This window comes from Salinibacterium sp. SWN139 (assembly GCF_015864625.1).
In the GTDB taxonomy this organism is placed as follows: domain Bacteria; phylum Actinomycetota; class Actinomycetes; order Actinomycetales; family Microbacteriaceae; genus Rhodoglobus.
In genome coordinates, this window is the sequence record NZ_JADYWV010000001.1 from 159,186 (window position 1) to 181,326 (window position 22,141).

24 protein-coding genes are annotated in these 22,141 nt (G+C 61.8%); 15 read left to right on the plus strand and 9 right to left on the minus strand.

Going from position 1 to position 22,141, the window contains the following annotated elements; translation table 11 throughout:
* Window positions 1-40: 40 nt before the first annotated feature.
* Window positions 41-1,426 (plus strand): recombinase family protein, encoded by a 1,386-nt coding sequence (locus tag I6E74_RS00745; RefSeq protein WP_197122093.1) that lies wholly within the window; start codon window positions 41-43, stop codon window positions 1,424-1,426.
* A gap of 58 nt (window positions 1,427-1,484) precedes the next feature.
* Here I6E74_RS00745 and I6E74_RS00750 read toward each other — a convergent pair whose 3' ends face one another.
* Both I6E74_RS00750 and I6E74_RS00755 read right to left on the minus strand, forming a co-directional pair.
* The gene (locus I6E74_RS00750) at window positions 1,485-1,787 is read right to left on the minus strand and encodes a hypothetical protein (protein WP_197122096.1); all 303 of its coding nucleotides are present in this window, start codon (window positions 1,785-1,787) and stop codon (window positions 1,485-1,487) included.
* A 177-nt stretch (window positions 1,788-1,964) separates the two neighbouring features.
* Window positions 1,965-2,411, minus strand: a complete 447-nt coding sequence (locus I6E74_RS00755) for a hypothetical protein (protein ID WP_197122099.1) — start codon at window positions 2,409-2,411, stop codon at window positions 1,965-1,967.
* A gap of 408 nt (window positions 2,412-2,819) precedes the next feature.
* Between I6E74_RS00755 and I6E74_RS14805 the strand changes: the two genes are divergently transcribed.
* The 3 genes from I6E74_RS14805 (at window position 2,820) to I6E74_RS00770 (ending at window position 4,523) form a co-directional block, all read left to right on the plus strand.
* Complete coding sequence (locus tag I6E74_RS14805; protein WP_374221046.1) at window positions 2,820-2,981, plus strand: fibronectin type III domain-containing protein; 162 nt, start codon at window positions 2,820-2,822, stop codon at window positions 2,979-2,981.
* Window positions 2,982-3,047: 66 nt separating this feature from the next.
* On the plus strand, window positions 3,048-3,191 hold the full coding sequence (locus tag I6E74_RS00765; RefSeq protein WP_197122105.1) for a hypothetical protein: 144 nt from the start codon (window positions 3,048-3,050) through the stop codon (window positions 3,189-3,191).
* 864 nt (window positions 3,192-4,055) lie between these two features.
* Window positions 4,056-4,523 carry a hypothetical protein gene (locus I6E74_RS00770; protein ID WP_197122108.1) on the plus strand — a complete coding sequence of 156 codons (468 nt, stop codon included), beginning with the start codon at window positions 4,056-4,058 and terminating at the stop codon, window positions 4,521-4,523.
* A 96-nt stretch (window positions 4,524-4,619) separates the two neighbouring features.
* Here I6E74_RS00770 and I6E74_RS00775 read toward each other — a convergent pair whose 3' ends face one another.
* A complete protein-coding gene (locus tag I6E74_RS00775; protein ID WP_197122111.1) occupies window positions 4,620-7,385 on the minus strand; it encodes a UvrD-helicase domain-containing protein in 2,766 nt (921 codons plus the stop codon).
* A gap of 214 nt (window positions 7,386-7,599) precedes the next feature.
* Complete coding sequence (locus tag I6E74_RS00780; RefSeq protein WP_197122114.1) at window positions 7,600-8,331, minus strand: NUDIX hydrolase; 732 nt, start codon at window positions 8,329-8,331, stop codon at window positions 7,600-7,602.
* A gap of 88 nt (window positions 8,332-8,419) precedes the next feature.
* Here I6E74_RS00780 and I6E74_RS00785 point away from each other — a divergent pair, with 88 nt between their 5' ends.
* The 5 genes from I6E74_RS00785 (at window position 8,420) to I6E74_RS00805 (ending at window position 14,842) form a co-directional block, all read left to right on the plus strand.
* A complete protein-coding gene (locus I6E74_RS00785; RefSeq protein WP_197122117.1) occupies window positions 8,420-9,364 on the plus strand; it encodes an ARPP-1 family domain-containing protein in 945 nt (314 codons plus the stop codon).
* Complete coding sequence (locus I6E74_RS00790; protein WP_197122120.1) at window positions 9,361-10,545, plus strand: hypothetical protein; 1,185 nt, start codon at window positions 9,361-9,363, stop codon at window positions 10,543-10,545. The genes I6E74_RS00785 and I6E74_RS00790 overlap by 4 nt, the downstream gene beginning before the upstream one ends.
* 71 nt (window positions 10,546-10,616) lie before the next feature.
* Window positions 10,617-12,032: an ADP-ribosylglycohydrolase family protein gene (locus tag I6E74_RS00795; protein WP_197122123.1), complete on the plus strand. Its 1,416-nt coding sequence runs from the start codon at window positions 10,617-10,619 to the stop codon at window positions 12,030-12,032.
* Entirely contained in the window at window positions 12,029-12,874 is an 846-nt protein-coding gene (locus I6E74_RS00800; protein WP_197122125.1) for a PHP domain-containing protein, read from the plus strand. The genes I6E74_RS00795 and I6E74_RS00800 overlap by 4 nt, the downstream gene beginning before the upstream one ends.
* Window positions 12,875-12,961: 87 nt before the next feature.
* The gene (locus tag I6E74_RS00805; protein WP_197122128.1) at window positions 12,962-14,842 is read left to right on the plus strand and encodes a hypothetical protein; all 1,881 of its coding nucleotides are present in this window, start codon (window positions 12,962-12,964) and stop codon (window positions 14,840-14,842) included.
* A 34-nt stretch (window positions 14,843-14,876) separates the two neighbouring features.
* Here the strand turns inward: I6E74_RS00805 and I6E74_RS00810 are convergent, their stop codons facing one another.
* A complete protein-coding gene (locus tag I6E74_RS00810; protein WP_197122131.1) occupies window positions 14,877-15,812 on the minus strand; it encodes a DNA-3-methyladenine glycosylase in 936 nt (311 codons plus the stop codon).
* A 42-nt stretch (window positions 15,813-15,854) separates the two neighbouring features.
* On the opposite strand from I6E74_RS00810, the gene I6E74_RS00815 reads away from it, so the two are divergent.
* The 6 genes from I6E74_RS00815 (at window position 15,855) to I6E74_RS00840 (ending at window position 20,139) form a co-directional block, all read left to right on the plus strand.
* Window positions 15,855-16,223, plus strand: coding sequence for a hypothetical protein (locus I6E74_RS00815; protein WP_197122134.1), 369 nt, complete (start codon window positions 15,855-15,857; stop codon window positions 16,221-16,223).
* 75 nt (window positions 16,224-16,298) lie between these two features.
* The gene (locus I6E74_RS00820; RefSeq protein ID WP_197122137.1) at window positions 16,299-16,679 is read left to right on the plus strand and encodes a hypothetical protein; all 381 of its coding nucleotides are present in this window, start codon (window positions 16,299-16,301) and stop codon (window positions 16,677-16,679) included.
* 9 nt (window positions 16,680-16,688) lie between these two features.
* A complete protein-coding gene (locus tag I6E74_RS00825; protein ID WP_197122140.1) occupies window positions 16,689-17,576 on the plus strand; it encodes a rhodanese-related sulfurtransferase in 888 nt (295 codons plus the stop codon).
* A 65-nt stretch (window positions 17,577-17,641) separates the two neighbouring features.
* A complete protein-coding gene (locus I6E74_RS00830) occupies window positions 17,642-18,667 on the plus strand; it encodes a 6-phosphofructokinase (protein ID WP_197122143.1) in 1,026 nt (341 codons plus the stop codon).
* 46 nt (window positions 18,668-18,713) lie between these two features.
* A complete protein-coding gene (locus I6E74_RS00835; RefSeq protein ID WP_197122145.1) occupies window positions 18,714-19,703 on the plus strand; it encodes an MDR family oxidoreductase in 990 nt (329 codons plus the stop codon).
* A gap of 28 nt (window positions 19,704-19,731) precedes the next feature.
* Complete coding sequence (locus tag I6E74_RS00840) at window positions 19,732-20,139, plus strand: DUF1304 domain-containing protein (RefSeq protein WP_197122148.1); 408 nt, start codon at window positions 19,732-19,734, stop codon at window positions 20,137-20,139.
* A 75-nt stretch (window positions 20,140-20,214) separates the two neighbouring features.
* Here I6E74_RS00840 and I6E74_RS00845 read toward each other — a convergent pair whose 3' ends face one another.
* Genes I6E74_RS00845 through I6E74_RS00860 form a run of 4 tightly spaced genes read right to left on the minus strand, consistent with a single transcriptional unit; the run spans window position 20,215 to window position 22,027 of the window.
* The gene (locus I6E74_RS00845) at window positions 20,215-20,967 is read right to left on the minus strand and encodes a uroporphyrinogen-III synthase (RefSeq protein WP_197122151.1); all 753 of its coding nucleotides are present in this window, start codon (window positions 20,965-20,967) and stop codon (window positions 20,215-20,217) included.
* A 43-nt stretch (window positions 20,968-21,010) separates the two neighbouring features.
* Window positions 21,011-21,238, minus strand: coding sequence for a DUF3618 domain-containing protein (locus I6E74_RS00850; protein ID WP_197122154.1), 228 nt, complete (start codon window positions 21,236-21,238; stop codon window positions 21,011-21,013).
* On the minus strand, window positions 21,238-21,666 hold the full coding sequence (locus I6E74_RS00855; protein ID WP_197122157.1) for a phage holin family protein: 429 nt from the start codon (window positions 21,664-21,666) through the stop codon (window positions 21,238-21,240). Before I6E74_RS00855 ends, I6E74_RS00850 begins: the two co-directional genes overlap by 1 nt.
* A gap of 7 nt (window positions 21,667-21,673) precedes the next feature.
* The gene (locus I6E74_RS00860; protein WP_231601083.1) at window positions 21,674-22,027 is read right to left on the minus strand and encodes a YtxH domain-containing protein; all 354 of its coding nucleotides are present in this window, start codon (window positions 22,025-22,027) and stop codon (window positions 21,674-21,676) included.
* Window positions 22,028-22,141: the final 114 nt, after the last annotated feature.

Genomic DNA, 22,141 nt, shown 5'->3' on the forward strand with positions numbered 1-22,141 from the left:
GCTCGCGAGTTCTGAGTAGATAGTTAGTCTGCCCTACGACGTGCTCGGCGAAGAGTCGCTGGCACTCACCGAGGGCCGCGACGATCTGATGATTCTGGTGTGTCAACTTTCTTTCATGTTAGTCAAAGCAGCAATCTACGCCCGGCAATCGATGGAGAACGATGAAGGAATCGAACGCCAGATAACCCGCTGCCGCAAGTTAGCTCAAGACCGAGGCTGGGATGTCATTGCGGAATTCAAGGACAACGCGGTCTCCGCCAACAAGGTTCGAAAAGGTGCTTGGCTAGAACTCCTCGCTTCGAAAGCAGAAGTAGTTGTTGCAGTGGACCTTGACCGACTCCTACGAAGTCAGCGGGACCTCATCACGCTCATCGACTCTGGAATCAGAGTCGTAACCGTTGATGGAGAGATTGACCTTTCCGCTGCTGACGGAGAGTTCCGTGCCACGATACTGGCCAGCATCGCGCGGTTCGAAGTAAGAAGGAAAGGCGAACGCCAAATCCGAGCCAACAAGGACCGCGTCGCAAAGGGCTTGCCCACAATCGGAAAAACCCGGTTTGGGTATGAAATCGGCAACCGGAGGGCACACCCTGTGGAGGGTCCAATCGTGGCGGACCTTTTCCAACGGATCAAGGACAGCCAACCCATCTTCAAACTTGCAAAGGAACTAGGGAAAAGCACAGTCACCGTCAGAGGAATGCTGACCAACCGCGCCTACTGCGGTTGGGTTCGTCACGATGGTGAATGGTATCCAGTGGATTCCTCTGTTGACCGTTTAGTCACGCAGGAACTGTTTGATGAAGTCCAGATCATCCTCAACGATGACTCGCGGAAGCTCTCCCCCGGTGGACAAGTTGCCTACCTAGCGTCCGGACTCGCTCGATGCGGTGTTTGCGAAGGGCCAATGCACTCCAGGTCCCAGAATTATCTCTGTACCGCTGACCTCTCGCATCCCTGTATAAAGAAGGACCTACTCGATGATGCGTTGATGTGGGAGGTCTGGGACCTGATCTTGCTGCCGAACGAGAACGCCGGTCAGGGCGAACTTTCAAAGCTGCTGACGGATAGGTCTGCGAAGTTCGCGCGCCGCAAGGAATTGACGGAACTGCTCCTCACCCCTTACGCGGACCTCAATGTGATCCGGAAGAGCCTTGCCGCTCTCGCGAAAGAGATGGAACTTTTGGACGAGGAGGTTGTGGCTCTAAAAACAGCAGATATAACAGTCGCCCTCATCGCAGACCTCAAAATTGAGATTGAAGCAGTACGGAGTGTTAAAGGAATACAGGACGTAAATGATTTGACGTTGTGGTGGAAGGCGAAGTGGGCAGCGTTACCTCTGGATACGCGAAGAGAGCTTGTCCGTTCCTTGCGCGTCGTAGTCCACGAGGGGCGCGGTTTCGGACGCGTCCTGGTGACGAGAGTCTAGAAGTACAGTGCAGGCGCGCACCTAAGGCGCGAACATAATGCAGCCAGCCAGACTTCCCCTATATTTTGGCCGTTGAGCGCAGCTTTTCGATTCCCGATTCGAAAGCCTTTTCCAGCTTTTCGCGCTGATGCTGGGTGTCAACGCTCGGAACCGGCTCTTTGTGGTTCGGCTCCTGAAACGCTACTTCGAACAGGCTGTACAACGACTCGGCTTGGCTCGCGAATTTGGGAGGCCCGAGCGTACGCGCGGTCTCTCTCGCCTCAAAAAATTGCCGCATGAGGCTGACAGCATTCGAATTCGTCACGGCATAGCTCTCACAGCCCTCCGTCCCAAATCGAACAAAGCTGATGATCAGCATCATCCTCCGTTCTCGCAGCCAAGCCTCACGCTCTTGCGACTTACTCAGTTTCGCACCGACGACGACACCTAGGAGCACGGCCAACGCTGGCAGCAGACCGACAGCGACTCGAGCAATCACGTCAAGAATATTCATGAGAAAACCTTAGCGTGCATAGCGGGCGGTGCACCCGTACGTGCACTACAACTTTTGCGAACGCTTCTTAACAAGTTCTGCCGCACCTATCTCTCGAATGATTAGCCTCTTTTTGTTCAGCGCCGCCTTTTTCTTTTCATCCCACCCCTTGCCCGCTGAACCATCACTGGAATAGTTCTCTATGATTGTCGACATATACTCATGCACCGCATCGGATAGCGGCTTCGGGCCAATCACCATGAGTAGCTCGCTCTGCTTCGACATCTCGCTAAATCTGTCGACCTGCTCGCGATCTACTGCCGTTGAGACGAATGATGCGAACTCGAATGACACGCCCAAAAATTTTGCAAGAGCATCTAGCCTATGATTTCGCAGCCACGCGCTGTGCTCCCGCGATTTGGTGAAGATCGCAACCGCGAGTGCGCCCACCAACACACCCACCAGTGGCAGCAGCTGAATGAACACTTCCGTAAGCTTCGTTAGGACTTCCATGAGCAAACGTTAGCGGCGGTTGCCGACACACCCGCCGCTTTGGAATGTCTAATGGTCCATGTCACCCGGGACGAACTTAGCCGCCGGAGTCATGTTCGCAGTGAAAGCCGGAAGCGGAATATAGACCGTTGGCGTTGAACCACCATTGCCCACCTCAGCAAGAATTACGCCCTGCTGTACCGCCCGAGAACCAAAAACCTCACAGCGTTGAAGTCAACCAAACCGACAGCAGACCCTAACAAGCAGAGTGTGAGCTTTGGGCGGTCGTCAACCTCAGGCGCTGACGGCGTTTTCGATCCATCCGGCTACGGCTGGTCTGGACGCTTGGGAGGTGCGATCCGCTACGCCTAGGGACCGACCGCGCCAACCAGTGTGAGTGTGACATCCGGCGCTGCCGGGTCCGCAGTAGTGACCTGGAACGCACCCTCGAACACTGGTGACTCTTCAATCACCGGGTACGTCATCCAACATTCAACGTCATCCTCGATGACAGGTGCCCAAGCGGTGCCTGTAGGCACCGGCGACTCTCCGCACACGATCACCGGCCTAACACCAGGTGCGCGCTATTAATTCCGTGTAGCTGCCAAGAATGCGGTTACCGCTGCCGCTTCAACGTGGGGTGCCCCTAGCGGTGTCGTGAACACGCTTGTGCTGTCTGGTGCCAAGTACGGCGTAGACGGTGAGTGGAAAGACTGCGAGGTCTACTACGGCCGTAACGGTGTTTGGGTTCCCGTCTCGGCCTCAGCCGGGGTAGACGGCACCTGGAAGGTTATGGAGTAACCCGGCTAAGGGTCGATGCTCTTGCCGATTTGTCCTCAATTGACACAGTTCAAGCTTCTTCTGTTGCCTCAGCCGCACAAAGAGACGATCCATCTCAAGAAGTTCAACACGCCCGACATGCCAGCGAAGTTTGCAACTAAACCGTAATCGAACGTAGGTTAGCTACACGCAACTAAAGAAAAAGACCCGGAGCCGTGCGCTAACACGACCCCGGGTCCGTTGCTCCCTAGAGAGCGTTTATCTGATTACTTGCTCTTCTTGCTGACGTACGTCGTGCTGGGATGCGCCTTGGCGTATCCCGGCGTGACATATCGTCCGGTAATGGCGCTCTTCGCAGTGCCACCAGAACCCTTCTTGCCCGCCATTACAACGGCCGCCGCGTGACGCGGATTTTCACCGGAACCGGGCGGATGGTGATGGTGCGCTTGATGCGCACCGTTCGTCGTGCATTCATACGTGTACTCCTCAGTACGATAGTGCTTCGTGTCGGCCAGCGGATACTGGCGTTTCACCACTATATATCGTGGCCAACACCCGCCGCCAACCCTAGATGTAGTGGGCGTGTCCTCCACAGGTGTGCATAACTTCGCGGGGTTTTCCACAGCCTATGGATAACCTCTGACACTCCGAGAACCCGCGTAAACACGGCGGTTTGAGCCACCAATTCCGGGCTATGCCGCCACTACGCTGATGTCCTTATGAACGCATACATCGGCCTGTTGAAAACCCAACCGCTCGATCAATTTCATGTTTCTGGCTCGCATCTACACAAACGCCCGTTTTAGAGCCGCGAATTGAAAAGCTGCGTCCGGAATCGTGGTTTCGGATAATCCAAAACTCATTTGTGTGCAGCTACGGTTAGCCATGACTAAATCGGACGAAGAAGATATCGACGAATTAACGATGCTCGCGCTAGGCCGTGTTATTTGGAACCTGATCAAGCTTGAGTCAACGGCCTTGCATCTCGCGGAACAAGTCCAAAGTTTCAAACCGGTTGGGCTTCCTGTGGGACATCATCCGGCGGGCGACTACATCCAGAAAGCTGCGCTAAAGCTTCAGTCAGCCCCTCTGAATGACTCTTCGAATAGAAAGATTGCGTGCCTCCTCGATGCGGAAGACGCACTAAAAAGCGCAACCAACTCCTCCACAGCATTCACCTCATCCACCCCAGCGATCCGCCCCAACATTCTCTGCTTTACTTTCCCCCCAGCAGGAAGAGCAAAAGAAGAACTCATCCCTCTCACAACAACGCATCTAAATGCTCAAGCTGCGGAGTTTGCTTCGATCCGCGAACGGGTGCAACTAGAACTAATCCCTAGGTGGCGATCATGAACCAAGTTTCTGATGAAAGAAGCGCTTGCTCGCGCAGCACGAGTAGCGAGACTAGCCACGAAAGTAGGGCACCGCTGGGCCCAGATGATGGGAGTCCTAAATAGGGGCAGCATTGTGGCCAGCGGCCTCTGCTTCTTTCATAGTGTTCCGGCACTTCGGGTAATTGGTGCAGCCGTAGAACTGCCCAAACTTTCCTGCACGGGGCACCATGGTGCCCTCGCCGCAAGCCGGGCACGGAATCACTACGGCGTACCCACCCTCTGCATCCCTCAGCTTTAGCCCGTGATCCTTCACCAGCTCTGCAAGAAACGGTGACACCCGATTGCGTACGGTGACCAACGTCACGGAACGCCGGGCGCGGGTGATCGCCACGTAGAACAACCGTCGCTCTTCGGCATAGGGAAAAGGCTCACGCGCTGGCATCGCCAAACGCAGCACCGGGTCATCCGCGATCTTGCTCGGGAACGAAGATTTGTCTTTGGTCAGGCCCGGAATGACTACATAGTCCGCTTCAAGGCCTTTCGAAGCGTGAATAGTCGAGAACCGCACATCAAGGTGGGCCCACTGCTTCGTGGCCCCATGCGGAACAAGGCTCTCCTGATGCCTATAGCGCCCGAGGATGAACACGGATGCCTTTCCGCCGCGGCCGCCCGGCGCGAGTCCGGTGGCGATGCGATCGTTCAGCTCTGCCAAGTGTTTGCGGATTACCGACTGCACGTGGTCGTCATTGTTGGCGGCGATAGCGAGGAAGGCAGGTGGATGCTCCGGCGTCGACGACAGCACTTGCTTCGATATCTGTTGCGGGTTCTTCAGAACGAAACCGCTTGAGACATCGCAGATCGGTTGCGGGCAGCGGAAGGTGCGCTCAAGCCGCAGGGTCTCGCCTTTACCGAACCACTCTTCGAATTTGGTCATCACCGAGAGGTCGGCGCCAGTGAAGCGGTTGATACTCTGCCAGTCATCGCCCACTGCAAACAGGTAGTGGCCTGGTGCCGTCACGAGCGCCCGTGCCAGACGAGCACGCGCCGCGCTCACGTCTTGCAATTCATCGACCATCACTAGCCGGAAGGGACTCTTCCAACCGGCTTCGGCATGGTCGGCGGCAAGGTTCAGCATGTCTTCGAAGTCGATGCTGTCGTGTGCTGTGAGTTCTTCTTGCCACCGCTGTTCGATGGTGCGATACAGCTCAAGGAACTTCTCGTGCCGAAAAAGGAACTTGCCTGTGCTTCCTTCGCGCGCGCGCTCGCGCAGCAGTTCTACACTCAGGCGATTGCTCTTGGCATGCACCATGAACGAACGGAAAGTTGCGATCAACCGCTTGTTGTCGATCGGCGGTTGACCTAATGCTGGGCGATCAGGATTCGGGTCGAGCACTAAGCCTCGGTAAGACAACTGCTCGGTAAGGGCAGCGAAGGCTTTACCGTTCCACAGTTCAGCCATCGTGGTCTCAATCAGAGCCGTGCCGTGCTCGGCGTGCAGTGCTCGCTTCCAGTGCACTCCGTCGAGATAGCCGACGAACTCCTCTGGAGGAATGCCCTGCTCATCGAGAGCAAAATGCTCGTGATAGAGGTTGATATCGGGGTAGTAAAAGTCCGGATGATATTGGCTGTGCTCGGCATCCGCCGTGTCGACTTCGTAGCGCTGCTCGTATCGATAGCTGACGCCGTTGTAGTACAGCCAGTCAGCGATGAGACGTTCCGCTTGTGATTTCACGACTTCGCCCGCGAGCGTGCGATGCCCTTCTCTACGGGCGACAGGATCCCAGCCGTCCGGCTCTGCTTGTTCCTGGCCGAACTCCGGCAGGTCGCGGCCGAACACCATCCGGAACAGATCCCAGTTGGTGCGGAAGACCACATCCGCATCCCGCAGTTCGTCGACGATGCGAGCGAGCTTTTCGATATCACCGCCTTGCTCGATCCAGGGGGCGAGACGCGGCTTGCGCCCGGTGGCTTGGCCGATCAGGGCAAGGCCGAAGGAGTGGAACGTGCGCGCGACGATTCGGTCGGCGGCCAACCCGAGTGGGGCGAGACGTTCGGTGACGCGTTCCTGAAGTTCGGCGGCCGCCTTACTGTTGAAGGCGAGCATCAGAATTTGTTCGGGCGCAACGAGCCCACGGTGCACCGCGTAGCCGGCTTTTGCGATCATCGTTGAGGTCTTGCCGGAACCAGCCGCGGCCACCAGCTGCACACGGTTGTCGAAGCACACAACTGCCCGCGATTGTTCGTCAGTTAGTGGCGACCGCTCGACGTTGTCGAAGAAGGACTTGTACGCAACGAGTTCGTTATCGAGAAAGCGGTCATTCCAGCGGGCCACGTACTGGGCAAGGTCGGACGACCACAACTCGATCGCTTGCAGCGCTTCCCCGCCGAGTTCCCGGCGGTGGGCTTCGAGTTCAGGCGCGGCGAGCAGCTCGGCAAAGCGCCCAACGGGTTTGTGCTGTTCCCACGTTGCCGTGAATTCAGCGGTCAGCCACCCGTTGTCGCGATGATGCGCCTTCGCTGCAGCGAAGAAGCCACGCGCCCAGTCAGCAACGAGCGGGCAGAGAGCCTCAAATTCGCGCGCCAGTTCAGCGAGCCGGATGACGGCGAGCACCCGTTCGCGTTCGCGCTCAACAGTTTCGTGCAGGTCGCGGGCGTCGCGGCGGGAGAGCCTTTTTAGATGCAGTGGGCTCACCCCGCTCAGCTCGATCCTCGATGACAGCAGACCGTGGCGCGCTGTGATGCTGTCGATTTGCGCGAGCGAGTGGCGATCTACGTCGCCTGTGCTGCTGACGAGAAGCTCATCCCCGACGAGTTCAGCGCTCCACATCGATGTTCGCGCCACCCGCGCACGCCAGTTAGATGCTGTCCACTTCGATGCCACGCTTGATCCCCCGATCGCCCCCTGAGAAATCCTAACTATAAGCTGCGACCATTCCCGCCGAAGTGTCCCCGAACTTCTGAGACTTGCGCGGCGGAAAGCTGCCACCGCGTTTCGAACGGCGGCAAAGTGCCGTATTTGCTTCGCAGGTACACGCGGATTCGTTGCGCGGTGACCCCGAGCTCAGCTGCCAGATCCTTCGGGGTTAGTGGGTAAGTCATTGTTTGGTCTCCTCAATAATTTCGCTAGATTTCCCTGTCATCCCTGGCTGCAGCAGAAATAACCGCGCCGGCTTCCCCACCGTGCCGGCGGCGAGCTCGCCTGTCGCCGCGAGCTGCGGTTCCATGGCGCGGCGGAAGCTGTCTCGCATGAGGGGTTCGCCCTCGACGGTTTCGTGCAGGTGCTGCAGTTGGCGCAGGGTGAAGGGGTGCTCCAGCAGGCCGGCCGGGTCGGGGGCTGACGCGTAGCGTGCGCGGAGCGTGGCGACCGCCTGGTCGAGGATGTCGTTGTGGCCATACGGGAGGGCGCCAGCATCCGCCACCGGCACTACCTTTGCGAGGGACTCGTCGATCGTGAGGCTCGTCCACGGCACCACATCGAGGTGGGCGACCGAAAGCACCCAGCCGCGATTGTCGCGGGCGGGGTCATCGAAGACATGGAGCTGGTGGGGCGACAAGCCCGAGACTCCGGCCTTCGTGCGGAGGGAGCGCAGCACGGCATCCGCCAGCAACTCGCCCTCGTGCAAGAAGGTGCCCGGCAGGCGCCAGGTGGTGCCAGTACCAGCTCCGTTACCAGCGCCGGTGCCGACGCCAGCGCCCGTGCCAGCGCGCACCAGCAGCACGCTGAGCGCGCCGCCCGGCGGAACCGTGAGCACCGCGGTGTCGACGGCGACGGAGGGGCGCGGATAGTCGGTCAGGGCCCGGTCGTGTGAGTCGCGGTAGATCTCCATACAGACGATTATCGCAGATTCGCGCTAAATGTCAGTGGGGTGTCATACTCTGAATTTGCGCAACAGTGCGCTAACTATCGGAGTCATCATGAACAGAGAGATTCACCGCCACCAGAACAGACCACTCCCCCAGCTCCACGTCGGCCACGGCAGCCACCACGGCGCCCTCAGCATCTTCCCCCTCTGGGTCGACTCGCCCCGCGTCACCGGCCTCGACTGGAAGGCCAGCAGTATCCGCACCGCCGAACGCGAAGGCTCCCCCGTCGTCAGCGAACTCGTGTTGCACAACAGCACCGCCCGCCCCGCCGTCGCCCTCGAAGGCGACCTCCTCAAGGGCGGTTGGCAGGATCGGATGCTCGCCCGCAGCCTTCTGCTCGAACCCTTCGAGGCGCGCGTCGCCGAAGTGTTCTGCGTCGAAGCCGGGCGTTGGGGCGCACGCTCAGTGGAGACCCAAGGCGCCCACGAGGCCAGCGGCCGCCGCAGCGCGCTCAGCGTGCGGCGCGGAAATGCAGGGGGCGGCGACGGCGACGGCGAGCGCGGCGGCAGCCAGCAGTCAGCGGTGTGGCAGCGCATCAGCCGCTTCGAGAACACCCTCGGCGCTACTGCCAGTTCGTCGATGCTCGATCATCTCGACCGTTCCGCGCCTCTCGAAGCCCGCCCACTCGACGGGCAGCGCGGAGTCATCATCGGCATCGGCGGTCGCGTGATGGGAGCGGAACTCTTCGGCAACACTGCCGGGCTGCGCAGCCGGTGGCAGGGCATCCTCGCGGCCGCCGCCTTGGACGCCCAGCTCGCCCCGCAGCGACGCACCACCGCCCACGACGCCCGCGTCTTCACCCGTCACCTGCAGGGCGTGACCCTCGAAGACGGCGGAGACGCGGGGCTCGCCCGCGCAGTACGGTCACAACAGGGCCGACTGCGGGCATCCGGAATCGTGAACACAAACGCGCACACCAACACCAGTGCGCCAACAGCCAGCATCATCCACCTCACCGCGTTTGACGACGCGCACCCCCTCTTGGAGAACGCATGAGCACGAACCCCTACTACGACGACGATGACGACTTCAATGATTGGCTGATGCAGCCCAGACCACTGCTGCCCACCTACGTGCCGCTGCACGAAATGAGCGAGCACCCCATTCTGCGGCGAGCGCTCGCAACCGGAAACGAAGCGGACGCCGCACTGGAATGGCCCGGCTTGAACTCGGAGCAAAAGCGCGCGATTGCCGAGATCCGCCTCATCGATCACCACGACGGGGTCGCTGTAGCCATCCCGCCACACTTCAACCTCGACGTGTTCATCTCCGACGCTAATGAGGAGGAAGCACCCCCGCTCTTCACGGGACGGTCCGGTGATGAGCAGCGCTATTACACCCAAGCCACCGACACAGGGTTCCACACCGTCGGCATCTTCACGGCGATCACCATGAACGACCGGCGTCGCTACTTTCAATGGATCGTCGATCACTGGCAGGAGATTGGGCAGAGCATGTTCCTCTACTACCGAGACGACGACGATACCCACTTCTGCAACGTTCGCGAAAGCGATATCGAGCGGGTAGCGCCGGGCGCCACCGACATCAGACCGAAACGCGAGATTCAGGATGTCGCGGTCGCCGATACCGCCGACGACGACGCTGCTGATGCTGACGCCGCTGCTGCCGACGCCCTCGATGCCGCCAGCGACTCTGACGACGAACCAGACACCAACGACGAAGAGGAAGACCCCATGGATGAAGAAGACGACATGCTCATGACCGAAGTGGATGCCATGGTGCAGCACGGCATCGCCGTCGGCATTGCGTCGATCGCCCACCGTGGGCAGACCGACAAGCTCGGGTACGACTACATCGATCACCCTGCCCGCGTGGCCGAGAGCTTCCATTGGCTGAACCAGCCGGTCGAGCACTGCGCCGCGTGGCTGCACGATGTGATCGAAGACACCGACATCACCGCCACTGACCTGCTGAAGGCCGGCATGCTGCCCGAGATCGTGGAGGCCGTCGTGCTGCTGACCAGGCGAGAGGATGTCGCCGACGCCGACTATTACGAAGGCATCCGTCACCATCCGATCGCTCTCGCGGTGAAGCTTGCAGACATTGATGACAACCTCGCCGAGTGGCGTTTTCGCAAGCTCGACTACGACCTTCAGGTGCGGCTGTCGAACAAGTATTTTCATGCCCGGCAGCTGCTGCAGGCGACGCCCGAGTGAAGCGCTCACGCTGAGCCCCAGCCGAGCTATTCAGCCCGTAAAGATGCAGCATCCGACCCCACGGAGACCCCATGAAACTTTCTAGTGCACAAACTGATCGCGCCACCGGCGTGATGCTCACGATGGCCTGCGGCGATGCTCTCGGCGCCGGCTACGAATTCGGGCCTCCCTTCGAGGGCGAGGTCGTCATGAAGGGCGGCGGTGGCTTCGGCTGGGCGCCCGGCGAATGGACCGACGACACCTCCATGGCCGTGCCCATCCTGCGCGCCGCGGCCTCCGGGCGTGACTTGCGCGACGAGGCTGTGCTCGACGAGATCGTCGCGGCCTGGGTCAACTGGACCAAGACGGCTCCGGATGTCGGGGTGCAGACCAGCGGCGTGCTGCGCGGCATCGAACCTACCGCGAGCGCCGCCCGAGCATCCGCCCGCCGCGTGCACGATGCTCGCGGTCGCAGCGGCGGAAACGGCTCGCTCATGCGCACCGCCCCGGTCGCGCTCGCCTACCTCGGCGACGCGCACGCTCTCGCCGAGGCGGCCCGCGCGATCAGCGACCTCACCCACTTCGACGAGGATGCCGGCGACGCCTGCGTGCTCTGGAGCCTCGCCATCCGTCACGCAATCCTCACCGGCGAGGCGGATGTTCGGGTCGGGCTTTCAGCCCTCGCCCCCGACCGCGCCGCCCGCTGGGCCGCATTCATCGCGGACGCCGAGACCCGACAGCCCCGCGACTTCACCAAGAACGGCTGGGTTGTCGAAGCACTGCAGGCCGCGTGGTCGGCGATCGCGAACGGCGAGAGCCTCGTCGACACCCTCGAGCGTGCCGTGCGCGGCGGCCGCGACGCCGACACCGTTGCGGCCATCGCGGGTAGTCTCGTGGGTGCCCGCTGGGGACTCTCCGCGATTCCCGCCGCCTGGCAGCGCATCGTGCACGGCTGGCCGAACCTCACGAGCCTCGACCTGGTCCGTCTCTCCACCGAGGTCGTGCGGGGTGAGCCGGTGCCCGAACGCATCGACTACAGCGAGTTAGGCGACGTGTCGACGCTCGTGCGGCATCCGCACGACGCCGGCGTCTGGCTCGGCGCTGTCGGCGCGCTCGACGCGCTTCCCCCCGAAGTGGATGCCGTGGTCTCGCTCTGCCGCATCGGCTCGAAGCAGGTGCCTGCCCGCATCCGCCACCGCGTCGAGGTGCGCCTGATCGACAAGTCGACGCCCTCCGAAAACCCGAACCTGCTCTTCGTGCTCGCCGATGCAGCGGATGCCGTGGCCGCCCTGCGCGCCGAAGGCCACACGGTGCTGCTCCACTGCGTGCAGGCGCAAAGCCGCACCCCCACGGTCGCTGCGCTCTATGCCGCGCGGCACCTCGGGGTGCCGATCGACACTGCGCTGGCTGAAGTGCGCGCGGCCCTGCCGAACGCCCGCCCGAATGGGGCATTTCGGGCGGCGCTTGCCGACGCTAGCGTGGTTCGAACTGAGGGAGCATCCGAATGATGATCGACCTCCACACGCACTCGGCGGTCTCCGACGGTCTCGACTCCCCTGCCGAGCTGATGCGTCTGGGCGCCGCAGCCGGGCTGTCGGTCATCGGCCTCACCGATCACGACACGACGGCGGGCTGGGCGGAAGCAGCCGTCGCCGCACAGCAGCAGGGCATCGGCTTACTTCGTGGTGCCGAGCTTTCTACGACGGATGCCCGGGGCGGCACGGTGCACATGCTGGCGTACCTGTTTGATCCGAAAGCGCCCGAGCTGCTCGCCGAACTCGCGAAAGCTCCCCAGCAACGCGAGGATCGCGTGCGGGCGATTGTTGAACGCCTCCAGCAGGATTTCACTGTCTCGTTCGAGTCCATTACCGAGCGCGCCGGTGTCGGCACAATGCTGGGCAAGCCGCACATCGCGGCCGAACTGGTGGCGATCGGCGCCGTCCCTACTCCACGTGACGCCTTCACAAAGGTTCTCGCGGACGGCAGCAAATACCTTGTCCCCTTGATACGGATGAGCCCGCTCACCACTGTCGAGCTCGTCCAGAAAGCCGGCGGAGTCACGGTCATCGCGCATCCGCGAGACGGAGGACGGGGCAGCGGCCTCACCGCCGCCGAGATCGCTGAGCTGCGGGATGCCGGACTCTTTGGTCTCGAAGTCGACCACCGCGAGCACACCGCCCTCGCCCGCGCAGAACTCACTGCCCTGGCCACCGACCTAGGACTGCGGATGACCGGCTCCAGCGACTACCACTCGACGGTCAAGCCCAATCGCCTCGGCGAGAACACCACTGCCCCCGAGGTGCTCGACGAGCTCCTCGCGAGCGCGACCTCGGGGATGAGGCTCGTGTAGTCATGGAGCACGACGCGCCCGCAATGTCGCTGGCTACCGATATTTTCTCAGCAAGCGGACCGGCCGGGCCGCACAGGGAAGGTGGTCATGATGCCGCTAGAGCACGTTAACTCCAGCGCTGACGTTCTGGAATTAGCTTCCGGGCTGCTCAACCCGCGTCGAGACCGCCCGTGGGCAGTCGTATCGATTCCTGTAGCCGGCGCCTCTCCGCTGGTCGACGTCGATCAGCTGGCTACCGAGGTCGGGGATGTCTGCGGTATTTTCATCATCGCGACCGGCACTCTCACTCGCGAACTCGATGAGCTCCTCCCCGACCGCTGCCAGGTCTACGGTGGAGCTGCCCGCGTGTATCCAACAGGGGCCACGTGGCACAAAGCTCCCGAAGAGTCGCCGCTGCGAATCGTTCACAACCCGCGCGATACTGCAGACGTCACCGACAAATTAGTCGCGGATGCGCTCGGCATGGCCCACTCTGCGGGGCTTTTCGTCAAGGCTGCGCCGAGTTCCATTCCGGTCAGTGGCCACGTGCGTACTCTTCTCGCTGGCGGAAAACGTGCCCTCGTACAGCTGGACTCCGGCGGGTTCGCCACCATCGTTCACGAGCTCACTTTTCCGCAGATTCCCCTTGAGTGGGTCATCCGCGAGGACCAACGCGTCACTGGCTTGTATGACCCCGAAACCAAGCGACTCGCCCTCGATGTAGTCCGCGTCGACCCCAAGGAACTCCTCGAGCACTACCCCGACGGCACCGTCACTTTGGCATTCGTCGTTTCGGTTGAGCGGCAGACGGGCATTCTCGCTGTTCACCCTTCGCTTCCCATCACTGTCACGCGCGCACAAGTGTCAACGAATCCGTTGGACCGTGTCGACTTGCTCCTGGCCCCCGGCGATGTGGTGCGCGTGCGGGTGGTTCGGGATGCTCGGGGTCGCACTGCGGTTCGCCTTAGCGACGTGGATGACGACGAAGAGATTTGCACACCTCTTGCGCTTATCCCTGGGGGTGAGCCCTGGCTCGTCGAGGATCGACACAAGCCTGAAGTTATCCCTAACAAAGCCATGCCTCCGGAAAGCGACGACGAAACTCTTCCCGGTGATCCGACAGGCGACACCCTGCCCTCAGCCCCGCCCCGCCGCCCCGCACCGCGGCCGGCACCGGGCATCCACCTGATTAGAACGGCGGTCGACAGCAATCCGCTGCCGGAACGTGATTCGTTGACCGACGCCGAGCCCCTCAGCGAGCCCGCTAGCGAGCTCGACGACTCGCCCGCACCGCCCGCTCCTCGCCACAAGTCGTCTGCTCTTCTCACCACCCAATTAGCGCTTCAGCAGGAGCGCGAGCGCTCCAAGCGGCTAGAAGAGCAACTCCAAGAAATTGGTTCAGCGAGCGCCCTTGAACAAGCGTCAATCCTTCGGTTTGAACTTCGAGAGTTGCATGCCGAGAACGTGCGGCAGCAGGAGCAACTGGTGAGGCTGAAAGCTGACCAACAAACGCAGCGTGCACTGCTGCGTCGGGCACGACAAACTGTGTCTGAACCGCGCCAGGAGCAACGACGAGAACGTTTTGACACCGTTGACGAGTGGGTTCGCCACGAGATCTACCTTGCTTGGATCGAAAGAATGGACGCAAACGATCGGGCCAACTGGCCGCTCCCGACAAAGTATTCGGTCGGCGAGCAGTTTTCGCCGTCATTTGAACTGCACGATAGCTCTTCTCGCGATAAGACACTCAAAGCGGTCGTCGACGTGCTCACTGGCCGAGCGCGTGAACTCCCCGCCCGCGCGCTGCACCCGTTGCGAAGCGGCGACGGTGCGACCGCCGGCGACGTAGTTCGCTCTGACGGAGCTCGCTGCATGCGCGTTCATATCGAAAAGAATGTTGCATCAGCGCGACGTCTCCACTTTTGGCAATGTGACGACGGAGGCATCGAGCTGAGCCGAGTCGTGGTGCACGACGACATGGAACCGTGACCCCACCTAGCGAAGCTGCACTGGACCCGCGCCGCTAGTGCGAGCGGTGATCCTGAATCGTCATGCGCGCACCAAACGCCGGCTTGCGAAACCCGGATGCCGTGATGAGTCGCACAACCCGCTGACGGTGGCCGCGCCAGGGCTCGAGCAGTTCGAGCATCCGCTCATCGTCGACGGGTTCCCCAATGAGGGCCCAACCGACGACCGCGGCAAGGTGGTAATCGCCGACGCTGGGGCTATCGGGGTCGGCGTGGGAGCGCTGCGCGGTTTCGGCGGCCGTCCACACTCCAACGCCCACGACTGATCGCAGCGCGGCGTCAATGCGCGGCCCGCCGCGGCCCCAGTCGGCCGTGCGCTCGAGGGATGCCGCCACTTGCGTCGCGCGCATCACCGTCGCCGAACGCTGCGGCCCGACCCCGGCGCGGTGCCACTCCCACGACGGAATCCGCGCCCACTCCTGCGGCGACGGCACGACCCGCATCCCGGCCGGAGCCGGCCCGGGGGCTGGTGAACCGAACTTGGTGACGAGGATGCGCCACCCCCGCTTTGCTTCGATACCCGTGACCTTCTGCTCCAGAATCGCCATCACGAGTGCTTCGAACACGAGCTTGGTGCGAGTGAGCCGCAGGCCGGGGTTCTGCCGCTGGGCCTCAGCCGCGAAAGGAAGCGCCGATATATCGAAGTCGCTCCAGTCGTCGCCCTCCCCCAGCAACTCGGGAACGCTGTCGATCGCCCACTCGGCTCCGGCGCCCCACGCGGTGCACTCCACATGCGACTGGTGCTGCACGAGAAGCAAGGTGGCGGGGCCAGCAGGCGTGAGCATCGTGCGCCAGGTGCCCGCGGCATCCACCTGCATGGTCGGATCACCGGCACCACGCTTGAGCGGCTGCAGCGTCGCGCGCACATCGACGGGCCGCCCGGGCGCGAAACGCAGGCGCACAGGCTCGGCGGCAGCGAGCGCGTCAGTCATGAGCCCTAGATTACGCGCCACCCCTGACGTAGAGTTTGTCTCATGATGTGGTTGGTTATTGCGGCGGTGATCGGATTGATCACGGGGGTGCTGTCGTGCGAAGCACGCACTCCGACCTACAAACCGCTTCCCAACGTCGTCATTCTCATGGTGGGCATGGGCGCGGTAATCGTCATCATCGCAACAACAGGAGGCCACGGGATGATGGGCTATGCCTTTCTCGGCGGCCTGATCATTACCCAATTTGCTTACGCCCCGCGGATCTGGCTACGGGCCTTCCCCGAATCCGGCTTCACCTACTGGCAGCTGGTTGCGCGCCAATTCAGCAACCCCCGCGACCTGCGCAAGGAGTACACGGCGATGCTCGGCGAGCGCGAACTCTCAGCAGGCCAGAACCCCGCCGCTGACTAAACTGCGTCCATGCTTCTCTTCATCGGCGCGATCGTCGGCGGCTTTCTTATTGGAGCCGTCTACGCCAGGGTGCACGTGCCTGCCCCGCGGCCCCTCCCCCGTGCGGGTGCGCTCCTCCTTGGCTTCGCCGGCGCGATGGGCGTGCTCTTTCTGCAGCCCGACGTCGCCCCGCTACAGCAGGCGTTGAACACCCTCGTCGCCTATGCCCTCAGCTTCGTGCTGGCCTCGACACTTGTGCGCGGGATGCTCTGGCACCGGCTCCTCCCCGACTCCGGTCGCACTCTGGCCCAGACCATCGGCCGCGTCTTCCTCCGCCCCGACGACGTGTACGACGAGTGGATGCTCTTTCTCCAGGCCGAGCTCGCCGCCGCCGAAGCCGACGTGGCGGTGGACGTGCCTGCGGCATCCAGCCCCAGCGCCGCCGGCGAGAGCAACTCCCGCACCCAACAGCCGTAAACTTGCCCCGTGGCTGTTCCTAAGATCCTTCTCTTCTACGTGTTCACGCCGCTGGCCGATCCGGAGGCTGTGCGGCTATGGCAGCGCGACCTCTGTGAGTTCCTCGGGCTCGGCGGTCGCATCATCCTCTCCAAAGACGGCATGAATGGCACCGTTGGCGGCGAGCTCAAAGACATCAAGCGTTACGTGCGCAAGACGCGCGAGTACCCGGCGTTCAAGAACATCGACTTCAAGTGGAGCGAGGGTCAGGGCAACGACTTCCCGAAGCTCAGCGTGAAGGTGCGCGACGAGATCGTGAGCTTCGGCGCCCCCGGTGAGTTGAAGGTCGACGAGAACGGTGTGATTGGCGGCGGCACGAAGCTCAGCCCCGAAGAGCTCCACGAGCTCGTGGCTCGCAAAGAGGTCACCTTCTTCGACGGCCGCAATCCCATCGAGGCCGCGATCGGCAAATTCACCGATGCGATAGTTCCGGATGTCGCCACCACTCGTGACTTCGTCGCCGAACTCGACAGCGGCAAGTACGACCATCTCAAGAACACTCCCGTTGTCACGTACTGCACGGGCGGCATCCGCTGTGAAGTTCTCTCCTCCCTCATGCGCAGCCGAGGCTTCGGCGAGGTCTACCAACTCGAGGGCGGTATCGTTCGCTACGGCGAGAAGTACGGCGACTCCGGCCTCTGGAACGGTTCGCTCTACGTCTTCGACAAGCGCATGGCCATTGACTTCACTGCAGACACCAAAGCAATCGGCGCCTGCTACCAGTGCGGTGCGGCAACCAAACGGGTTGAGAATTGCCACAACAAGGCCTGCCGTGAGCAGTTCGTGGTGTGCGATGAGCACGCAGACTCCGTGGCGTGTGCCGCGCATCCGATCGGCGAAGCAGCAATCAGCCGCTAAAGTTATGCGGCGCTGCGAACCAGATCGTGGCTCGCTAGCGCACAAAAATGCGCCATGATGGGTTCATGAAGATCGGAATCCTGACCAGCGGTGGCGATTGCCCCGGGTTGAACGCAGTTATTCGCGGCATCGTGCTCAAGGGCACGCAGGTCTACGACAAAGAGTTCGTCGGCTTCCGCGACGGTTGGCGTGGAGTCGTTGAAGGCGACGCCATGCCCCTCACTCGCAAAGACATTCAGGGCATCTCCAAGCAGGGTGGCACCATTCTGGGCACCTCGCGCACGAACCCCTTCGAGGGCACCGACGGCGCCGACACTGTGCGCGAAAACATGGAACGCCTCGGGGTTGACTCCCTCATCGCCATCGGTGGCGAAGGCACGCTTGCTGCTGCCAAGCGGCTGACGGATGCCGGCATCAAGATCGTCGGAGTCCCCAAAACGGTAGACAACGATCTTTCGGCCACCGACTACACGTTCGGCTTCGATACTGCCACGCAGATCGCGACCGACGCCATGGACCGCCTGCGCACCACCGGTGACTCGCACGGCCGCTGCATGGTCGCCGAGGTCATGGGCCGCCACGTCGGCTGGATTGCCCTCCACTCGGGCATGGCTGCCGGCGCACACGCGATCCTCATCCCCGAACAGAAGACGAGCATGGCGCAGATCGTGGAGTGGGTAAATTCTGCTCGCGACCGCGGCCGCGCTCCTCTCGTTGTTGTGGCCGAAGGCTTCACCCTTGACACCATGGATGACGCTCACTCCGAGCGTGGCCTCGACGCGTTCGGTCGCCCCCGCCTCGGCGGCATCGGCGACCAGCTCGCGCCCGAGATCGAAGCCCTCACCGGCCTCGAGACGCGCTCAACCACTCTGGGCCACATCCAGCGCGGTGGAACTCCCAGCGCGTACGACCGCGTTCTCGCCACTCGCTACGGCCTCGCCGCAGTCGACGCCGTCATCCACGGTCGCTGGGGTCGCATGGTCTCCCTGCGGGGAACCGAGATCACCAACGTGGCGTTCGAGGATGCCCTCGGCAAGCTCAACACGGTGCCACAGTCACGCTACGACGAAGCTGCGATTCTCTTCGGCTAATACCAGCGCTGAACCAAAACCCAGCCTGCGGTTCTAGGCTGACGGTATGTGGCGTGGAATCGAAGTAACCAAGAACGAGTCCGACCGGCAAGCTCCGGCGCACGTGGAGCTCTCTGAGCAACTGGATGACAGCATCCTGATGCCCGGAGATGTCACGATCGATGTCGAGTTCTCCAGCCTGAACTACAAAGACGGCATCGCCCTCACCGGCAGGCCCGGCATTGTTCGCGCCCCCCACCTCATCGCCGGCATCGACCTCGTCGGCGTCGTCGCCGACTCGACGGATGACCGCTTTAGTGCTGGTCAGCGCGTGTTGGTGAACGGCTGCGGTCTCAGTGAAACCCATCATGGTGGTTACGCGGAACGGGCACGTGTTCCGGGCGATTGGGTTGTTCCGGTGCCCGCTGGCATCAGCAACCATCAGGCCGCCGCCATCGGCACGGCCGGCTTCACCGCGATGCTCTCCGTGCTCGCCATCGAGCGCGGTGGGGTCTCCGGCGAGGTTCTCGTCACCGGTGCTGCCGGCGGAGTAGGGTCTGTGGCCATCGCCCTGCTCAATAAGCTCGGGTACAGCGTGACGGCATCCACTGGTCGCGAAAGCGAACACGACTACTTGCGCGCCCTAGGCGCCACCACCATCATTGATCGCGCCGAACTCAGCACCGAACCCAAAGCCCTCATGAAGCAGCGCTGGGGTGGCGCCATTGACGCCGTCGGTGGCACGACTCTGGCCTCGGCGATCGCCGCCACCCAATACGGCGGAACGGTCACCGCGTGCGGCAACGCCCAATCGAGCGACCTGCACACGAGCGTGATGCCCTTCATTTTGCGCGGAGTGAGCCTCGTCGGCATCAATTCGGTCTTCACCCCCCGAGCACACCGCCTCGAAGCGTGGGAGCGATTGGAGCGCGATCTCGACCTCAGCCTGCTCGAGAGCACGACTTCCACGATCGGGCTCAGCAGCGCTATTGCTGCTGGCGAGGACATCATCGCGGGGCGTATCCGCGGTCGTACCGTCGTTGACGTGCACGGCTAAGCATTCCGGCTGTGCCACACTTTTGAGCATGAACACTGCTTTAGCCATCCTCGGATCAGCTTTTATCTTTCTCGCCGCCCTCGTGCACCTCATGATTTTCTTCATGGAGAGCGTGCTCTTTCACACGCCTCGCGTTCAGCAGATCTTCGGCGTGCGCCCCCAGGATGCGGATGCCGTGAAGCCGTGGGCCTATAACCAGGGCTTCTACAACGTGTTCCTCGCTCTCGGCGCCGGAACGGGTCTCGTGCTCATGGGCACCACCAACCTGTGGCCGGCCGGCATCGCGCTCGCCATGTTTGGAGCGCTCAGCATGCTTCTCGCGGCCGTGGTTTTGATCACGTCGCAGCCGAAGCTGATGGCTCGCCCCGCGATCATCCAGGGAACGCCGCCGCTACTCGGAATCATCTTCCTCGTCCTGGCCCTCAACGTCGGCTAAGACGGCACGAACCGACGGCAACCGCCACACCCGCGTTAACGTCCACCTTCGCCCGCTGGCGGGCCGCACCACCCGCTAGCGGCGCAGGTACTCGACAAGCGTCTCGACGAGAGATTCGCTCGAGCGGTCTTCGGCGATCACGTGCACGGTGAGACCAGCTGCACGCGCGTCGAACGCCGTGCGCGGACCAATGCACGCCACGATGGTGTCTTCGGGCAGCGGCGCGAGCTGCTCGGCCACTTGCCGCGCGACCGAACCAGAACTGATCAGCACGGCTGCGATACGACCGGATGCGACATCCTCCCGCACCTTGTCAGCCACAGGCACCCCAACGGTGCTATACGCCGAAACGCTCAATACCTCGTGACCGAGCGCACCGAGCCCATCGACAAGAGTCGTATCGGCAAGGTTCGATTGCGGTGCCAAAACCCGGAGTCCTGGAGTCGTGTCGGGCCACTCTTTAACGAGCCCACGACCGGAGTTATCAAACTCGGGAACGAAATCGACCCGGTGTCCAGCGAGCGCCAGCGCGCTGGCGGTGGTTTCGCCGACGGCAGCGATTTTGGTGTTGTCGGGGATTTTGACGCCACTTGCTATCAACACATCAATGGTGGTCGCGCTGGTCACAGCGATCCAGTCGAACTGCCCATCATTGAGTTCATGAAAGGCGTTGGCGAGCGCGGCGACATTCTCTGAGGGCGCGAAATTGATGAGGGGCGCAATCACGGGAATGCCCGCGTGACCCCTCAAAAGTGCTGCGACGCTGTCGCCCCAATTGCCTCCGCGCGGGACGAGCACGCGCAAACCATCGAGTGCTTTTCTTGCCATGCTCTCTATACTCCCCCTGTTGGGGAGTCAGACGCTAATCGAGCTAGTCGTCGTCGCTGAGAATTGCCCATGCAACGACGGCCACTACCGAGACCGCTGCCGCTGCTGCACCAATAATCCACGGCAACGGGTTGCTCTCGTAGGAGGTGCGTACGTTGGTTGCAACTTCATCTACACGCTTGCCAATGTTGAACTTATCTTCGATGGCGTCGAGCGTTTTTTCGAGTTCGGCGCGAGCCTGCTCGATCGTGTTGTTGGTCTCTTCAGACATTATGACCTCCGCTTTCGGGTGCCTTTGATGGCACGAACGTCGCTCTTAATACTTTCAATCGTTTCGGTGGGGGCTGGCGGGGTTCCCTTTTTGACGAGCGCGAGGCCCACAAAAACGAGAATCGCCACGATCACAAGCAAGATGCCGGCCACGATCAGAGCGGCAGCCCAGGCTGGCACTACTTCTGCAAAGCCGAGCACGGCGGCAGCAATGAGAACCATCAGCGCAAACAGCGCGAAAAACGCTGCTCCCGCAAACAGGCCAACGCCAATTCCGGCGTTCTTGAGTTTGCCGACCATCTCGCTCTTGAGCGATTCGATCTCTCCGCGGACGAGATCGCCGAGAAGGCGAGGGACGTCGGCGATTAGTGCAGCGAGTGACCGCTTGGGGTCGCGCTGCGGTTCTGTATTCGGTGATTCACCGTACATGGCAGCCCTACTTCGAGTTGGTGGACTTCGTCGTGGATGCCGCTGACGAAGACTTCTTGGCGGCAGGCTTCTTTTTAGGCGCGCTGCTGGTGGTGGTCACTTTTTCTGGCGCCGCCTTGTCGCTCTTGCTTGACGCGACCTGCTTGACAACCTTCTTGGCGCCGTCTGCAAGGAACTCCGCAACATCCGGAGCCTTGTCTTTCACAAAGTCTTCAGCGTTATGGCGTTGCTGGGTGATGCGGGGATCGTTCCACAGCTTGCCTGCCGTTGCCTTGATCTTTTCGTACTTTTCGCGGCCAGCGCGGGTTCCGAGCACGTAGCCGATGCCGAGTCCTACTACTAGGAGGATCTTGCCCTTCATGGTGAACTCCATTTCGTTGCCGGTTGGTTCTTCCAACATACTCGCGTTAACTGCAGCCCGGGGTCAGGGTTTTCTGGTAACGCAGGTAGCTATTCTGGAGCATATTCTCAGATT

Excerpts from the sequence above, each read along its gene's own strand:
- I6E74_RS00755 (WP_197122099.1), bottom strand. The coding sequence starts at position 2,411 with ATGGAAGTCCTAACGAAGCTTACGGAAGTGTTCATTCAGCTGCTGCCA.
- I6E74_RS00800 (WP_197122125.1), top strand. The coding sequence starts at position 12,029 with ATGATGATCGACCTCCACACGCACTCGGCGGTCTCCGACGGTCTCGAC.
- I6E74_RS00860 (WP_231601083.1), bottom strand. The coding sequence starts at position 22,027 with ATGAAGGGCAAGATCCTCCTAGTAGTAGGACTCGGCATCGGCTACGTG.
- I6E74_RS00830 (WP_197122143.1), top strand. The coding sequence starts at position 17,642 with ATGAAGATCGGAATCCTGACCAGCGGTGGCGATTGCCCCGGGTTGAAC.
- I6E74_RS00795 (WP_197122123.1), top strand. The coding sequence starts at position 10,617 with ATGAAACTTTCTAGTGCACAAACTGATCGCGCCACCGGCGTGATGCTC.
- I6E74_RS00855 (WP_197122157.1), bottom strand. The coding sequence starts at position 21,666 with ATGTACGGTGAATCACCGAATACAGAACCGCAGCGCGACCCCAAGCGG.
- I6E74_RS00840 (WP_197122148.1), top strand. The coding sequence starts at position 19,732 with ATGAACACTGCTTTAGCCATCCTCGGATCAGCTTTTATCTTTCTCGCC.
- I6E74_RS00790 (WP_197122120.1), top strand. The coding sequence starts at position 9,361 with ATGAGCACGAACCCCTACTACGACGACGATGACGACTTCAATGATTGG.
- I6E74_RS00815 (WP_197122134.1), top strand. The coding sequence starts at position 15,855 with ATGATGTGGTTGGTTATTGCGGCGGTGATCGGATTGATCACGGGGGTG.
- I6E74_RS00845 (WP_197122151.1), bottom strand. The coding sequence starts at position 20,967 with ATGGCAAGAAAAGCACTCGATGGTTTGCGCGTGCTCGTCCCGCGCGGA.
- I6E74_RS00805 (WP_197122128.1), top strand. The coding sequence starts at position 12,962 with ATGATGCCGCTAGAGCACGTTAACTCCAGCGCTGACGTTCTGGAATTA.
- I6E74_RS00850 (WP_197122154.1), bottom strand. The coding sequence starts at position 21,238 with ATGTCTGAAGAGACCAACAACACGATCGAGCAGGCTCGCGCCGAACTC.
- I6E74_RS00785 (WP_197122117.1), top strand. The coding sequence starts at position 8,420 with ATGAACAGAGAGATTCACCGCCACCAGAACAGACCACTCCCCCAGCTC.
- I6E74_RS00810 (WP_197122131.1), bottom strand. The coding sequence starts at position 15,812 with ATGACTGACGCGCTCGCTGCCGCCGAGCCTGTGCGCCTGCGTTTCGCG.
- I6E74_RS00770 (WP_197122108.1), top strand. The coding sequence starts at position 4,056 with ATGACTAAATCGGACGAAGAAGATATCGACGAATTAACGATGCTCGCG.
- I6E74_RS00750 (WP_197122096.1), bottom strand. The coding sequence starts at position 1,787 with ATGATGCTGATCATCAGCTTTGTTCGATTTGGGACGGAGGGCTGTGAG.
- I6E74_RS00780 (WP_197122114.1), bottom strand. The coding sequence starts at position 8,331 with ATGGAGATCTACCGCGACTCACACGACCGGGCCCTGACCGACTATCCG.
- I6E74_RS00835 (WP_197122145.1), top strand. The coding sequence starts at position 18,714 with ATGTGGCGTGGAATCGAAGTAACCAAGAACGAGTCCGACCGGCAAGCT.